The sequence below is a fragment of the Priestia sp. FSL W8-0001 genome (assembly GCF_038050335.1).
GTDB lineage: Bacteria > Bacillota > Bacilli > Bacillales > Bacillaceae_H > Priestia > Priestia flexa.
In genome coordinates, this window is the sequence record NZ_JBBPAL010000001.1 from 3830905 (window position 1) to 3846644 (window position 15740).

The window sequence follows — 15740 nt, forward strand, 5'->3', positions numbered from 1 at the left end:
ACACAAAAAGAAAAGCTGGGTAAATCCCCACCTTTTCTTTTCGCATTTTACTATTTCTTATAGATTATAAAGATGCATACATTTCAAACTTGCTTGTTAATGCTTCTACACGAGCTGTTGCTTCCGCTAACTTTTCTTCATTATCAATATTCTTTAGTGTTAAGCCAATGATAGCAGCAATTTCATCCATTTCTTCAGCACCGAATCCACGAGTTGTCACAGCAGCTGTTCCGATACGAATTCCACTTGTTACAAATGGACTTTGTTGGTCGTAAGGAATCGTGTTTTTATTCGTTGTAATTCCAACTTCATCTAACGCTTTTTCAGCAACTTTACCCGTTAATCCCATTGAACTTACATCAATTAGAACGAGGTGGTTATCTGTACCGCCAGAAACTAACTTAAAGCCTTCTTTTGTTAACCCTTCTGCTAAGCGATTTGCATTGTCGATGATATTTTGTGCATACTGCTTAAATTCAGCTTGTAACGCTTCACCGAACGCTACTGCTTTAGCAGCAATAACGTGCATTAATGGTCCACCTTGGATTCCAGGAAAGATTGATTTATCAATTGCTTTTGCAAATTCTTCTTTACATAAAATCATTCCACCACGTGGCCCGCGTAATGTTTTATGCGTAGTTGTTGTAACGAAATGAGCATGTGGAACCGGGTTTGGATGAAGGCCAGCTGCTACAAGTCCAGCAATGTGAGCCATGTCTACCATTAAATATGCTCCCACTTCATCTGCAATTTCACGGAATTTCTTAAAGTCAATTTCACGAGGGTACGCACTAGCACCAGCAACGATCAGCTTTGGTTTATGAGTGCGTGCTTTTTCTAATACATCTTCATAGTTAATACGATGTGTGTCTGCATCTACACCATATTCAATGAAATTGTACTGCACACCGCTGAAGTTTACCGGACTACCGTGCGTTAAATGTCCACCGTGAGATAAGTTCATACCAAGAACCGTATCTCCTGTCTCTAAAATTGTAAAGTATACAGCCATGTTTGCTTGAGCACCTGAGTGAGGTTGAACGTTCACATGCTCCGCACCAAAGATTTCTTTTGCACGGTCACGAGCTAAGTCTTCCACTACGTCTACGTGCTCGCAGCCACCATAATAACGCTTTGCTGGATAACCTTCTGCATATTTATTTGTAAGTACAGAACCTTGAGCTTCCATTACTGCCGTTGTAACGAAGTTTTCTGATGCAATTAACTCAATTTTTGTGCGTTGACGCCCTAATTCATCTTGAATTGCATTATAAACTGCTGGATCTTGCTGCACTAACTTTTTCTCCATCGAAATCCTCTCCTCGTTTCGTTTCGTATGAACAATGTTCGTTTTTTATTAATTCATCTACATTGTAACATGGTTTATTTAGAATAAAAAACAAAAAATGTGCATTATATTAATATATTTATTTACAATCGTTCGTAAATAGCTCTAGGTCCACCAATTAGTTTTGGTCGAGTATAAGCAATAGTCATGTGCGCTTGACCAATTTGTTTAAGGGAACACCTAACAGGAACAGCCACATGCTTTAAGTGCATACCAATAAACGTATCCCCAATATCAATACCTGCATCGGCTTTAATAAATTCAACAATAACAGGGTCATTGAAATGATGATATGCGTACGTAGCCATTGCTCCACCTGCTTTTCGAACTGGGATAACCGTTACAAGATCTAAGTTTTGCTTTAACGCGGTTTCTCGTTCTACCACTAGCGCTCGATTTAAATGTTCACAGCATTGAAACGCTAAATCGATGCCTTTTTCCTTTGCAAACTCTTGAAGCTTACCATAGATTACCTCAGCTGCTTCTTCAGTTCCTGATGTTCCGATTCGCTCTCCAACAACTTCACTTGTACTGCAACCAACTACAAACAAACTATCTTGCTGAAGTGTTACCTGTTGTGAAAAATCTGCTAGCACAACTTCTAATTCCCGAGCCCAATCTTGAGCATTAGACATTCTAAAGCGCCTCCTTTACATCATTTACTTTTCATATGCTTTAATTTTGTTGACACGATTCTCATGACGTCCGCCTTCAAAATCCGTTGTTAACCATATCTTAGCAATATCTCTAGCTAAACCTGGGCCAATCACACGCTCACCCATCGCTAGTACATTTGTGTCATTATGTTCTCTGGTCGCCCTTGCGCTAAACGTATCGTGGACAAGTGCACAGCGAACACCTTTTACTTTATTCGCAGCAATACTCATTCCAATTCCTGTTCCACAAATTAGAATTCCTTTATCAACCTCTCCACCTGCCACTTTTTCAGCAACTGGAATTGCATAGTCTGGATAATCTACTGAATCACTGCACTCACAGCCTAAGTCAACATACTCAACATTTAGTTCTTCCATTAACTGCATAATTTCTTTTCGAATATTTATACCACCGTGATCTGATGCAATCGCTACTTTCATAATGGATCCTCCTTATAAGCTATTAAAAGTAACTTTTATAGCTAGCATTTTTAATTTTCTAATTTTTTAACAGCTCGATTAATAAGCTGCTGCATTTCTTCAAATGTCATTTGGTAAACAGATAAATCGCCTCCGTAAGGATCGACAACGTCTCCATTTTCACCTACAAATTCTTTTAGCGTAAACAGCTTGTCTATAGTATCTGGAGCTTGGTTTGCCAGCATCTGTTTATGACTACTTGTCATAGTAAAAATATGAGTTGCCCAATCTAACATTTCTCTTGTAATACTAGATGATGTATGCGATGAATCAATACCTTGCTGCGCTAAAACTGCTGCTGCATGCGCAGAAATCGGTTGACCGTCCATTGCAAATAAACCCGCTGATTTTACTTCTATTCCACGCTTTTTTTGACTGCTTAACCAAGCTGCCGCCATAGGACTTCGACATGTATTTCCTGTACAAACAAATAAGACTTTTTTCAATCTAAAATCTCTCCTTATCTTACTACTAATAATCCCTTTTTACATTGCCTTTATTTTATCCTTAATAGATAGAAGAGTTCAACACCCATGACCTATGATACTTTTCATTAAATGTAAGCATAAAAAAGAGTTTGGGACATAACAAAATGATTGCTTCTAAAAGACGAACAATAGCTGTTCCCATCTCTTTGGTTTGTCTCAACACGTTCGTTCCATTGCGCTACGGCCACTCGCTTTCCGCGGGGAGGAACCTGAGCTTCCTCGCTGCGCTGCGGGATCTCCGTTTTCCCTCTCTTTCCCGCAGGAGTCGAGTGTCCTACGCTCCATTCCACCCTGTTTCCAACATTGTTTTCACAATCAACAAAAAACCTGAACGATTAAAAGTTATGAACTCTCAATCGTTCAGGTATAGTAAGGACTGAACTACTTATGTCCCAGCCTCTTTTTTAGAGTATTAAATTAATAAGCTATTTATAATTGAAAAAGAAGCTTGATTCCAAATGCAAGGAGAATGCTTCCCCCTAACGCTTCACTGTACGAACCTAACCAACCTTGAACACGTCTTCCAAGCAAAAGACCTAACCATGTTAACAGCATACTTACTACGCCGAAAATCATAATTGTTAAAAATGTTCTTGCTCCAAAAATCCCAAGGCTTAAGCCCACAGAAAAACTATCTAAGCTAACGCCCAATGCAAAGATAATTAATCCCCATCCTACAGGTTTAATAAACGGCTCTTCGTCACGCTTGAAGGATGAGTAAATCATTTGTATTCCTAATATGAGAAGTAATACGCCTCCACCATATGTAGCTAACATTCCCAGCTTATCAGACAACAGTTTTCCAATAAACATACCCAAAAGGGGCATCCATATATGGAAAAGACCTATTATTACTCCGATGTAAAAAATTTGGCGAAAGCGTAAACGGACTAGACCCATTCCAAGTCCGACCGAAAAGGCGTCCATTCCTAACGCAAATGCCATAATAACTAATGTAATCAGTTCACTAATTAATCCTGAAATATCCATCTTCAACCTCCTCGGACGTGCCTATTTCACCTTATGCACGCACGAAATGGTTTAGAAGATGAATCTAAAATTATTGAACAATAAACTGATGACCAGCCGCTTTCACTAACCGATTCATTAAAGCTTGACCTACTCCATGCTCAGGAAAGCTTTCACTTAAAATAACGTCTACGTCATAGTCGTTAAAAGAACGTAAAACATGATAAAGTTCACTCGCAACCGTTTCTAACTTATCTCGATAGCCGCAAGTTAAAATCTGATCTGCATGATAAGAGTTTTTATTTTCATGGGTTGTTAAAACTCCAACTTTCTTTCCTTGTTTTTGAAAATACTCAACTTGCTCCTGTAAAAATTTCTCTGAACCTTTCACAATGATGAGCGGCGCATTAGGAGCATAATGTGTATACTTCATTCCTGGAGATTTTGGCGCTTCCTTTTCATCTTTAAGAGCTTGGTCTACCCTTACTTCTCCAATTAAAGCTTCTAATTGTTCTTTTGTAACGCCACCAGGACGTAAAATGACTGGGATGTCTTCCGTACAATCCAGTACCGTAGATTCTAGACCAACTCCGGTCGTTCCACCATCAACAATTCCACTAATTCTACCTTCCAAATCGTTCATAACATGCTGAGCACTTGTTGGACTTGGCTTTCCGGATAGGTTTGCACTTGGTGCAGCTACTGGTACACTTGCTTTTTTTAATAAAGCTAGAGCTACGGGATGCGAAGGCATTCGGACGGCAACGCTATCCAAACCTGCCGTAACGTTCTCTGCTACAAATCCTTTTTTAGGAAAAATGAGCGTAATAGGTCCTGGCCAAAAAGCTTTCATTATTTCCCGAGCTGTTTCTGACACCTCGGCTACAATACTATCTAACTGTTCCACGTCACCAATGTGTACAATAAGCGGGTTATCACTCGGACGACCTTTCGCTTTGAAAATTTTATCCACAGCCTGTTCAGAGGTTGCATCTGCCCCTAACCCATAGACTGTTTCTGTAGGAAACGCAACGACTTCTTGGTTTCTTAACAACAAAGATGCTTCTTCTATCTGTGGATAACTATCTTGATTTTTCATTTCTTTATCCACAGACCAGATTTTTGTGTTCATTTCATTCACTCCTATTGGTACAACTATATATAGGTAAAAACATCTCTATTACCTACTATTTATACAAGATTTTAATTTATTTTATCAATAGACGGTTGCAACAAACAAGCTTTATCCACAAAATGTGGATAAAGCTTGTTTGTTTGTTAATAACTTTGTGGATGATCTTTATCCACATGTGTGAAATTCAATCTTGATAAGCCATTACATATACTTGCTCTAAGCTTGAAAGATTTCGTAGATAAGAATGATACTTCAAGCCATCTGGCAAATTTTCGTAACTGATTTGCTGAAAATTCATCATTGAAAAAAACTGTACGGACGAAGCCTTGTTCGTCACTAAATATAATTGATGAACATCATTTTTTTTAGCTAGCTGTACAATGCTTTTGAATAACAATAGAATGTCCGATCGCATGAGGGAAGGTGAAACAACAAGAGAACGTAATAACCCATGCTCTCCATCTTTTTCAAATCCAACAGTTGCTAACAGCTCGTCATTCTCATCTTCCATAATAACAAAATGATGAATGCTTTCTGCTACACCTTCTGAACTAATACCTGCTTTTGTTAAGAAAGATTGAATTCGCCCACAATCTTTCACTTCTGCTAACTTTAATTGTTCCTTCATTTCTCATCACCTCATTTTAGTTTCTAGTAACAAAACTATGAAATATGAGAAACAAATAGAACTATATACTTTTATTTTCTATCATTTGAATAAAGATGAAGCTAGTTCTACAATAAAGAATTTCACTTCTACTTCTTCTTCTTTCTCCTGTACTTTTTTACTAGACTGCTCCTGCTGCTTTTCTTTTTTCGCTTCTTTTACAGCTACTTCTTGTGCCAGATTTGAAGTTGATGCAACAAGGTTTGAATGGTCAGTGTGATTAGCATCTACTTTCTCTACTTCTTCAGCTACCGCTTTTATCATTTCTTTCTTTTCCACAGGCTGCTCTTCTTCAGGCATTGGTGATTCAATAGCTTCCCCGTTTGAGAAATCTAAAAAGCACATAGGTGGAAACAGTACGCACCACCAGTTTGCTCCTTCACCTTCACCTAACGTAATTAAAACTGCTTCATATTCACCAGCTGGATAAAGCAATTGACCATATAGCTTGGTTGGAAAGCTCACCTTTCCAAAATCAACGTGTATAATCTGATCCATACCTTGTTCTTTCATAACTTTCTTAGCAATCGCTTCTAATGTGGGTAAGTTGCTTTTAATTACATCTCTTGCATCTTCCACTGACGTTAACTCTTGAACCCATGTAGTAATTTGTGCATTTACTTCATCTCTAATTAATCGTTTTACATGCTGGTCTTTCTTACTATCGCTATTTGCAAGAATACGTAAACGAATTGCTTCATCTGGAATAACCATCGGCTCAGTAGCCTCGACCTTTTGATTTGTATATAGAATTTGGATATTCGCTCCAATAATAAGTAAAAGAAAATAAATAATTGCTTGTTTTTTCATTATGTCCACCATCCCTTCACAAGATAGTATGGACAATGATTTTCTATCCTAAACTAGCAACTTATTAAAATCTATTATTTTTATAAAGAAGCAAATACCATTCGATCTTTTCCATTGATATCAAAAACAACTTCAACTTTTGCATTAGGGAACTGCTTTTTTAACATATCTGATACTGCATCAGCTTGTCCAAACCCTACTTCAAATGCAATAATTCCCTGTTTGTTAATAACAAGCGGGAGCTCTTCCATAAAACGTCGATAGAAATTCAAACCGTCTTGACCACCAAAAAGAGCTCGATTAGGCTCATAGTCCTTCACAACGGTTGATAGTTCGTCACTATCAGGAATGTATGGAGGGTTAGACACGACAACATCAAATCGCTGAGATGCCTCAATAAAAGGCTTTAATAAATCTCCATGTAAAAATTGAACCTTCGCACCCAAGCGTTTAGCATTTTCTTTGGCTACTGCTAGCGATTCTTCTGCAATATCTGTGCACGTCATTTTTATCGTTGGAACTTCTAAAGCAAGTGTAACACCTATTGCACCACTACCTGTTCCAATATCAACAGCCTGAATTGGAGCGTGTCCAAACTTTTGTTTCATACGATCAATTAAGCCTAATACAAGCTCTTCAGTTTCCGGACGCGGTATAAGCACTTCCTGATTTACTTGAAACGTTCTTCCATAGAACTCTTCCGAACCAATGAGATATTGTACTGGTATCCCAGCTACATGTTTTTTAACATCATGCTGAAATTTTTGCATGATTTCCGTTGGGACTTCTTCTTGCAATGAAGCAAGTAGGTAAGTTCGAGTCATGCCAAGGTGATGAAGCAACAACATCTCACCAGCATTTTCATCTCTTTGCGCTTCTTTTAAACAAGAAGAAGCCCATTTTAGGGCTTCAAAAACTTTCATTGTTAATTCGAATCTTCCATTCTTCTCGCTTGATCTTCCATGATTAATGCATCAATGATTTCATCTAGCTTACCTTCTAGAATTTGATCAAGCTTTTGAATTGTTAAACCAATACGATGATCCGTTACACGGTTTTGAGGGAAGTTATACGTACGAATACGCTCTGAACGATCCCCAGAACCTACTGCTTGCTTACGATTTGCATCGTATTCAGCTTGAGCTTCCTGCTGGAACTTATCATAAACACGTGCACGTAATACCTTCATTGCTTTTTCTTTATTCTTAATCTGTGACTTTTCATCTTGACACGATACAACTGTTCCCGTAGGTAAATGCGTTAAACGAACAGCTGACATGGTTGTATTTACGCTTTGTCCACCTGGTCCACTAGATGCGAACGTATCAACACGAATATCTTTTTCATGAATTTCTACCTCTACCTCTTCAGCTTCCGGTAGACATGCAACCGTTGCTGTTGAAGTATGAATACGTCCACCTGATTCCGTTTCAGGTACACGTTGAACACGGTGTGCGCCGTTTTCAAACTTCATTTTTGAATAAGCACCTTTACCGTTAATCATGAAAATAATTTCTTTATATCCACCAACACCTGTTGTATTAGCTTCCATTACGTCAATTTTCCAGCCTTGAGCCTCGGCAAAGCGTGAGTACATGCGGTATAGGTTACCCGCAAATAAGGCTGCCTCATCGCCTCCTGCAGCACCACGAATCTCCATAATAACGTTTTTGTCATCGTTTGGATCTTTCGGGATTAACAGAATGCGAAGTTTATCTTCTAATTCTTCTGCTTGCGGCTCTAGCTCTTGAATTTCTTCTTTAACCATCTCACGCATATCAGCATCAAGCTTTTCTTCGAGCATTGCTTTTGCATCTTGCAGCTGCTCTTTTACTTCTTTATACTCTCGATAACACGTAACGGTTTCTTGTATATCTGATTGTTCTTTTGAATACTCTCTTAATTTAGATGGGTCATTTACGATTTCAGGGTCGCTAAGAAGCTCATTCAACTTCTCATAGCGTGCCTCCACGGCTTCTAAACGATCAAACACGTCATTCACCTCATTTTTTATCCATAACGTTCTAATTATAGTATAGCTCATGGATTCAGTCAAAACAAAGTGAGTTTTACCAAGGATTATGGCTTGACGTTTACATGAAATTGAAGTCTAGGCAAACCTTCATAGAAAACCTCATTGAGATCTTTTATAATCTTGTTTTTCTCGCGAGCGCTATATTCTTTTCCAACGTATACTGTCACCCACGCATCTTTTCCACTAATAACAATATTTCCAGCCTTATAAGGAGTTTTGACGTTAATAATTTCTTCAATTTTAGTAGCATCATCTTTTACTGCAGTTTGTTCATTGGTTGTATTTAAAAAATTAGGGTTTTGATCCGTAAATTCTTCATAATTTTCAAGCTCAGCTCGCTCTTTTTTTGATTGAGTGTCTTGGGGCTGGTCTCCTTGGTTACATGCGGCTAAAAGAAAAGCGGTAAACAGTATTGCAATTAAGTGTTTCATACTATCCCCCTCCTATCTTGTTAGTTTTCCACATTCCTCCCTTTTCATCCAGTTCCATAAAAAAAGAGTTTGGGACATAACAAAATGATTGCTTCTAAAAGACAAACAATAGCTGTTCCCATCTCTTTGATTTGTCTCAACACGTTCGTTCCATTGCGCTACGGTCACTCGCTTTCCGCGGGGAGGAACCTGAGCTTCCTCGCTGCGCTGCGGGATCTCAGTTTTCCCTCTCTTTCCCGCAGGAGTCGAGTGTCCTACGCTCCATTCCACCCTGTTTCCAACATTGTTTTCACAATCAACCAAAAAAACCTGAACGATTAAAAGTTATGAACTCTCAATCGTTCAGGTATAGTAGAGGCTGAACTACTTATGTCCCAGTCTCTTTTTTATTTGGTTAGTTCTTGAAAGTTACTTGCTGCTTTTGAACTTTTCACCACATGACAATGGCGACAGCGAGGTTCGTAAGATTCCGATGCGCCCACTAGTATAATGGGATCATCATAAGAAGCTGGCTCTCCATTAATTAAACGTTGAGTACGACTTGCTGGAGATCCACATGATGCACAAACAGCTTGCAGTTTTGTAACCGATTCAGCTATTGCCATCAGCTGAGGTACATGTCCAAAAGGCTCACCACGAAAGTCTTGATCAAGTCCTGCTACAATGACACGAAACCCTTTATCTGCAAGAGCTTGTACAACTTCAACAATTTGATTATCAAAGAATTGAATCTCATCGATTGCCACTACATCTGTAGCTTCGCTAACTATATCTAAAATGTCAGTAGAAATAGATATAGGATGGGCAATAACTGATGTTCCATTATGTGATACAACCGCTTCTTCACTATATCGATCATCGATTGCTGGCTTAAACACCTGCACATTTTGCTTGGCAAACTGCGTGCGACGAACACGACGAATTAATTCTTCTGATTTCCCTGAGAACATACTTCCACAAATTACTTCAATCCAACCGCTTTGTTTCATTACGTACACCATGCGGGACTCTCCCTTCCTATCACTCCATTATGAGCGAACCGCTACTAACTTTATCTAGTCTACCTTTAATTATGTAGAACATGTATATAAAAAGATTTCTCCACCCACAGTGGAAATATTTTACTTATTCCGTATTTTTAAAAGTAAAAAAACAGGCAAGAGATAAGCTACTTGCCTGTTTGCTTCGACAATCTTGATTATTTAAGACCGTATTTTTTGTTGAAACGATCAACACGGCCACCAGCTTCAGCGAATTTTTGACGGCCCGTATAGAATGGGTGACATTGTGAACAAGTCTCAACGCGCATCTCTTCTTTTACAGAACCAGTTTCAAACTCATTACCACAGCTGCATTTCACCATGATTTTGTTGTACTTTGGATGAATTCCTGTTTTCATTCTTTTCATCTCCTTCCGCCCTGAATCATTCTGAAACAGAGTTTATTGATAAGAAAAAATGATGAGCATAATCGCACCATCGTGTATCTTATCAACACACATGATGAAATTATAACAAGGGTTGTTTCGTTTTGCAACCACCTATTCAAAACATCTTTTTCCATCAACTGACACTTCATTTAAAATCTTTATAAAACCAATTACATATGTTTTCTGTTATCGTTTATTAGCTAATAGAGCTTTCTTCTCTTCAGTTAACAAAGCAAAAAACTCTTCATTTGATTTTGTTTGACGAAGACGCTTTAAGAACTTTTCAGCAAAATCAGGCGCATCAGCCATTGACTTACGAATAGCCCATAAATGATCAAGCTGCTCCTTTGGAATAAGAAGCTCCTCTTTACGTGTACCTGAACGACGAATATCAATTGCCGGGAAAATACGTTTTTCCGCAAGTGAACGATCAAGGTGAAGCTCCATATTTCCAGTTCCTTTAAACTCTTCATAGATTACATCGTCCATACGAGAGCCTGTATCAATTAAAGCTGTTGCAAGAATTGTTAAGCTTCCGCCATCTTCAATGTTTCTGGCAGCACCAAAGAATCGCTTTGGACGATGGAAAGCAGCTGGGTCAATACCACCTGACAATGTTCTTCCACTTGGCGGAATAACAAGGTTATAAGCACGAGCTAGACGAGTGATACTATCCATTAAAATGACAACGTCTTTTTTATGCTCCACTAATCTCATTGCACGCTCGAGCACAAGCTCAGCGACTTTAATATGGTTTTCTGGTACCTCATCAAACGTTGAACTTACAACATCCCCATCAACAGATCTTTCAATATCTGTTACTTCTTCAGGACGCTCATCGATTAAGAGAACAATGAGCTCTGCTTCTGGATGATTTGTTGTAATACTGTTTGCAATTTCTTTTAGAAGCATTGTTTTACCAGCTTTAGGTGGTGCAACAATTAATCCCCTTTGACCAAAACCAATCGGTGAGATAAGGTCAATAATTCGAGTTGAGAAACTTCTAGGCTGTGTTTCCAAACGCATTTGCTCATTTGGATAAATAGGCGTTAACGCTGGGAAATGCACGCGTTCTTTTGATGTCTCTGGATCTTCACCATTAACTGCTTCTACATGTAGTAAGCCATAGTAACGCTCGTTTTCTTTAGGGGGACGAACTTTACCAGATACTTTATCTCCGTTTCGTAAATCAAAACGGCGAATTTGAGACGCGGAAATATAAATATCCTCAGAGCTTGGAGAATAGTTGATTGGTCTTAAAAACCCAAACCCTTCCGATTGAATAATTTCAAGGACACCTTCCATGAAAAGCAGACCGTCTTGCTCTGCCTGTGCTTTTAAAATTGCAAAAACAAGCTCTTTTTTCGTTAGCTTGCTATAATAAGAAACTTTATATGCTTTCGCATGTTCATATAGCTCTTTTAATTTCATATTTTCTAAACTGGATAATGTTAAGTTCATTAGGACACCACGCTTTTAATGAATAATTTTTGAGTTTCCTTCCATATTAAGTTACTATCTATTAGAAAATGATACGGTCGGAACAATGTGTTAAAGATGGAGAAGGTAATCTAGAAGTATACATAAGTAGAATCAATTATAATTATACACTTATTAGAAGAAAAAACAGGTTACTTTCATAACGAAGTGGCAAAAACCACGAATTGTTTAATGTAGCAACTTATATTCTAACCTTTTTCTATCTTTTTAATCAATCTTTTTTTGACGCATAGCGTTCAACAAAAAACATGTTATAGTTTACTAGCTTCTACTGAAAACCTTTTCAATTCATATTAAATAAGAAATGATAGCTACAAATACATTGCACACACCGATTTATTATTTATAACGAATAAATAATCAGTGAGGGATTTCCCTCACTGATTTTCAACTTACTCTATTATAGACGAAATTCACGTAATGTCTAGTAGATGACATGATGAGAAAATTTGTGATTAAGAATTTTGGAATTGTTCAATTTCTTCTTCAGTCATTTCTTCTCGCCAAATCATTGCGCCTAAACTTGATAGTTTGTCCACGAGGTGACTATATCCTCGATCAATATGTTCTAATCCGGTAACTTCAGTAATTCCTTTAGCCATTAAACCAGCTGTTACTAGAGCTGCTCCTGCTCGTAAATCAGAAGCCTTAACACGCGCACCTTGCAACTGTATTGGCCCATTAATAATTGCAGAGCGACCCTCTACTTTAACCGAAGCATTCATACGTCTTAGCTCATCAATATGCTTAAACCGAGCTCCATAAATTGTATCTGTTACTACACTTGTACCAGATGCTTTTGTTAATAAAGTAGTGAAAGGTTGCTGCAAATCTGTTGGGAATCCTGGATAAACCAATGTTTTGATGTCTACAGGCTTTAATAATTCTCTTGTAGCAACCAAAATTTGGTCTGAGCTTGTTTCAATATGAATACCCATTTCTCTCATTTTAGCTGTCAAAGATTCCAAGTGCTGTGGAATCACATTATCCACAATCACTTCTTTCCCCATACTAGCACCCATTACCATGTAAGTGCCCGCCTCAATACGATCTGGAATGATTGAATGACGGCATCCATGTAAAGTATCTACGCCATCAATGCGGATAACGTCTGTTCCAGCACCCTTAATTTTTGCTCCCATACTCGTTAGCAACGTCGCAACATCAATAATCTCAGGTTCTTTAGCTGCATTCTCAATAACAGTACGTCCCTTTGCTCTGACAGCAGCTAGCATGATATTAATGGTTGCACCAACGCTTACCACGTCTAAATAAATACGAGCTCCTCTTAATTCTTCAGCACGTAAATAAATAGCACCTTGTTCATTTGTAACAGTAGCACCTAGTGCCTCAAAACCTTTAATATGCTGATCAATTGGGCGCGGTCCCAAATAACAGCCGCCCGGAAGACCAACAACAGCTTTTTTAAAACGCCCTAACATTGCTCCCATCAAATAATAAGAAGCACGCAGCTTTTTTACCTTTCCACTTGGTAAAGGCATGGCCGTCATATGAGTTGGATTTACCGTTAATTCTTCATTATCACTTGTGACAGTGCCACCAATTTCTTCAATTAAATCACTCAGCAATTCAACATCTGATATACGAGGTAGCCCCTCTATTGTAACAGGTGACTCCGCTAAAATCGTAGCTGGAATCAGCGCCACAGCGCTATTTTTAGCACCGCTTACACGAACTGTTCCACTTAGAGTAAAGCCACCTTGTATTTTCAGCTTTTCCATTTATAGCTCCCTTCCAGCGAAAGAAAGTTTTCGACTCTGTAGTTAAGGAAAAAATTGGAACTACCACTATGTAGACTACTTGTATTTTTCCTCTTATCTACTAGTGTACACGAAAATCCAAAAATCATGTATAATTTCGACAATTTTAAAGAAAATATGGCATTTACTCAATTTATTCGCAAATGCCATACCATCTTATTTACATTATTTTTGTCGTTTTTCCCAATCTGCTAGAAACTGTTCGATTCCTGCTTCCGTTAAAGGATGCTTGAAAAGCTGCATAATTACTTTATAAGGAATTGTTGCAATATGAGCTCCTTGCTTAGCAGCCTCCGTTACATGCATTGGGTGACGAATAGAAGCAGCAATGATTTCAGTTGGAATATCGTGAATAGCAAAAATCTCTGCAATATCTGAAATTAAGTTCATACCATTAAATCCAATGTCATCAAGGCGACCTAAAAATGGTGAAACATATGTTGCACCAGCTCTTGCAGCTAATAATGCTTGATTAGCAGAAAAGATAAGCGTGACGTTGGTTTTGATTCCAAGACTCGTAAATTCGTTTACTGCTTTTAGACCATCAGGAGTCATCGGTACTTTAATCGTAATATTTGGTGCAAGGGCCGCTAACTCTTTACCTTCTCGAATCATTCCTTCTGCATCTAAAGAAATGACTTCGGCGCTCACTGACCCTTCAACTAGCTCTGTAATCTCACGAAGACGATCTTCAAATGTGATATTCTCTTTTGCTACCAAACTTGGATTTGTTGTAACACCAGCAATAACCCCTAATGAATGCGCTTCCTTTATTTCTGACAAGTTAGCTGTATCAATGAAAAATTTCATCTGTCCTATCCCCTTTTTTCTTAATTATATGAAAATTATAATTAAAATAAAGCCGCCTTACAACTATTGAGCAAGGCGGCTTTGCACCATCTCATCATTAATCACTTAATGTGGAATGGTAATTATGCTTTGTTTGAAGAACCAAACTCACGCATTTTCCCTTGAACTGTCGCTTGAATTGCATCGCGAGCCGGTCCTAAATATTTACGTGGGTCATATTGCTCAGGTTGCGCAGCTAGTACTTCGCGTACAGCTTTAGCTGAAGCAATTTGGTTTTCTGTATTTACGTTAATTTTAGCAGTTCCTAAAGAAACAGCTTTTTGAATGTCTTTTGTTGGGATACCAGTACCACCGTGTAATACTAATGGTAAACCAGTAATTTGACCGATTTCTTCCATTTCAGCAAAACCTAAGTTTGGCTCACCTTTGTAAGGACCATGAACTGAACCTAATGCTGGAGCAAGGCAGTCGATACCTGTACGTTTAACAAGCTCTTCACACTCTTTTGCATCAGCGTAGATAACACCATCAGCGATTACGTCATCTTCTTGTCCACCAACAGTTCCTAACTCAGCTTCTACAGATACACCGTGGAAGTGTGCTAGTTCAACTACTTTAGCAGTAGTTGCAATGTTTTCTTCAAATGGGTGGTGAGAAGCATCAATCATTACAGAAGTGAATCCTGCATGAATTGCTTTTGCACATGATTCAAAGCTTGAACCATGGTCTAAGTGAATTGCAACTGGCACTGTTACGTTGTAGTCTTCGATTAAACCTTTAACCATTGATACTACAGTTTTGAAACCGCCCATGTAACGTGCTGCACCTTCAGATACACCTAGGATAACTGGAGAGTTTTCTTCTTGAGCTGCTTTTAAGATAGCTTGAGTGAACTCTAAGTTGTTTAGGTTAAATTGGCCTACTGCGTAGCCTTCCTCTTTTGCTTTGATAAGCATGTCTTTCATTGATACTAAAGGCATGTTGAAATCCTCCTTAATAATCTATGTGAGTTAGATACTAACCAAAAGCCTACCTAAAGTAGTATGCTCTTGAATCTGACATTCCATGTAGAAATGCGGTGTATCTGCACACAATATGTTGTCGAATGATTAATACAGTAATTAGGATACCAACTTAAAAACAAAACAGCAAGATTTTTAGGTTAATATTGAAAATTTCTTAGAAACACGCCTAATTGTAA

At 38.3% G+C, this 15740-nt stretch carries 17 protein-coding genes; all 17 read right to left on the reverse strand.

Translation table 11 applies throughout. The features are described 5' to 3' along the window. Positions 1-64: 64 nt before the first annotated feature. The 17 genes from glyA to MKZ18_RS20260 all read right to left on the reverse strand — a co-directional run bounded on the left by glyA (position 65) and on the right by MKZ18_RS20260 (position 15519). Positions 65-1309 carry a serine hydroxymethyltransferase gene (gene glyA, locus MKZ18_RS20180; RefSeq protein ID WP_025908750.1) on the reverse strand — a complete coding sequence of 415 codons (1245 nt, stop codon included), beginning with the start codon at positions 1307-1309 and terminating at the stop codon, positions 65-67. 122 nt (positions 1310-1431) lie between these two features. After that, complete coding sequence (locus MKZ18_RS20185) at positions 1432-1983, reverse strand: TIGR01440 family protein (protein WP_061785831.1); 552 nt, start codon at positions 1981-1983, stop codon at positions 1432-1434. 24 nt (positions 1984-2007) lie between these two features. After that, a complete protein-coding gene (gene rpiB / locus MKZ18_RS20190; protein WP_061785830.1) occupies positions 2008-2445 on the reverse strand; it encodes a ribose 5-phosphate isomerase B in 438 nt (145 codons plus the stop codon). 50 nt (positions 2446-2495) lie between these two features. Then, positions 2496-2930 carry a low molecular weight protein arginine phosphatase gene (locus MKZ18_RS20195; protein WP_076512296.1) on the reverse strand — a complete coding sequence of 145 codons (435 nt, stop codon included), beginning with the start codon at positions 2928-2930 and terminating at the stop codon, positions 2496-2498. A gap of 471 nt (positions 2931-3401) precedes the next feature. Then, entirely contained in the window at positions 3402-3962 is a 561-nt protein-coding gene (locus MKZ18_RS20200; protein ID WP_061785829.1) for a manganese efflux pump MntP, read from the reverse strand. Between the two features lie 70 nt (positions 3963-4032). Further along, on the reverse strand, positions 4033-5073 hold the full coding sequence (locus MKZ18_RS20205; RefSeq protein ID WP_061785828.1) for an L-threonylcarbamoyladenylate synthase: 1041 nt from the start codon (positions 5071-5073) through the stop codon (positions 4033-4035). A 187-nt stretch (positions 5074-5260) separates the two neighbouring features. Next, positions 5261-5704 carry a GNAT family N-acetyltransferase gene (locus tag MKZ18_RS20210; RefSeq protein ID WP_061785827.1) on the reverse strand — a complete coding sequence of 148 codons (444 nt, stop codon included), beginning with the start codon at positions 5702-5704 and terminating at the stop codon, positions 5261-5263. An 81-nt stretch (positions 5705-5785) separates the two neighbouring features. Next, positions 5786-6553 carry a stage II sporulation protein R gene (gene spoIIR, locus MKZ18_RS20215; protein ID WP_061785826.1) on the reverse strand — a complete coding sequence of 256 codons (768 nt, stop codon included), beginning with the start codon at positions 6551-6553 and terminating at the stop codon, positions 5786-5788. 80 nt (positions 6554-6633) lie between these two features. After that, positions 6634-7476 carry a peptide chain release factor N(5)-glutamine methyltransferase gene (gene prmC / locus MKZ18_RS20220; protein ID WP_061785825.1) on the reverse strand — a complete coding sequence of 281 codons (843 nt, stop codon included), beginning with the start codon at positions 7474-7476 and terminating at the stop codon, positions 6634-6636. Between the two features lie 2 nt (positions 7477-7478). After that, complete coding sequence (gene prfA, locus MKZ18_RS20225) at positions 7479-8546, reverse strand: peptide chain release factor 1 (protein ID WP_078989076.1); 1068 nt, start codon at positions 8544-8546, stop codon at positions 7479-7481. An 86-nt stretch (positions 8547-8632) separates the two neighbouring features. Continuing rightward, complete coding sequence (locus MKZ18_RS20230) at positions 8633-9019, reverse strand: hypothetical protein (RefSeq protein ID WP_061785824.1); 387 nt, start codon at positions 9017-9019, stop codon at positions 8633-8635. A gap of 386 nt (positions 9020-9405) precedes the next feature. After that, complete coding sequence (locus MKZ18_RS20235) at positions 9406-10017, reverse strand: thymidine kinase (protein ID WP_025908739.1); 612 nt, start codon at positions 10015-10017, stop codon at positions 9406-9408. Positions 10018-10217: 200 nt separating this feature from the next. After that, entirely contained in the window at positions 10218-10418 is a 201-nt protein-coding gene (gene rpmE / locus MKZ18_RS20240; protein ID WP_025908738.1) for a 50S ribosomal protein L31, read from the reverse strand. A 216-nt stretch (positions 10419-10634) separates the two neighbouring features. Continuing rightward, a complete protein-coding gene (gene rho, locus MKZ18_RS20245; RefSeq protein ID WP_025908737.1) occupies positions 10635-11909 on the reverse strand; it encodes a transcription termination factor Rho in 1275 nt (424 codons plus the stop codon). Positions 11910-12403: 494 nt separating this feature from the next. Further along, positions 12404-13690 carry a UDP-N-acetylglucosamine 1-carboxyvinyltransferase gene (locus MKZ18_RS20250; RefSeq protein ID WP_025908736.1) on the reverse strand — a complete coding sequence of 429 codons (1287 nt, stop codon included), beginning with the start codon at positions 13688-13690 and terminating at the stop codon, positions 12404-12406. A 204-nt stretch (positions 13691-13894) separates the two neighbouring features. Then, positions 13895-14539, reverse strand: a complete 645-nt coding sequence (gene fsa, locus MKZ18_RS20255; protein ID WP_025908735.1) for a fructose-6-phosphate aldolase — start codon at positions 14537-14539, stop codon at positions 13895-13897. Positions 14540-14661: 122 nt separating this feature from the next. Next, positions 14662-15519, reverse strand: a complete 858-nt coding sequence (locus MKZ18_RS20260) for a class II fructose-bisphosphate aldolase (protein WP_025908734.1) — start codon at positions 15517-15519, stop codon at positions 14662-14664. Between the last annotated feature and the right edge of the window lie 221 nt (positions 15520-15740).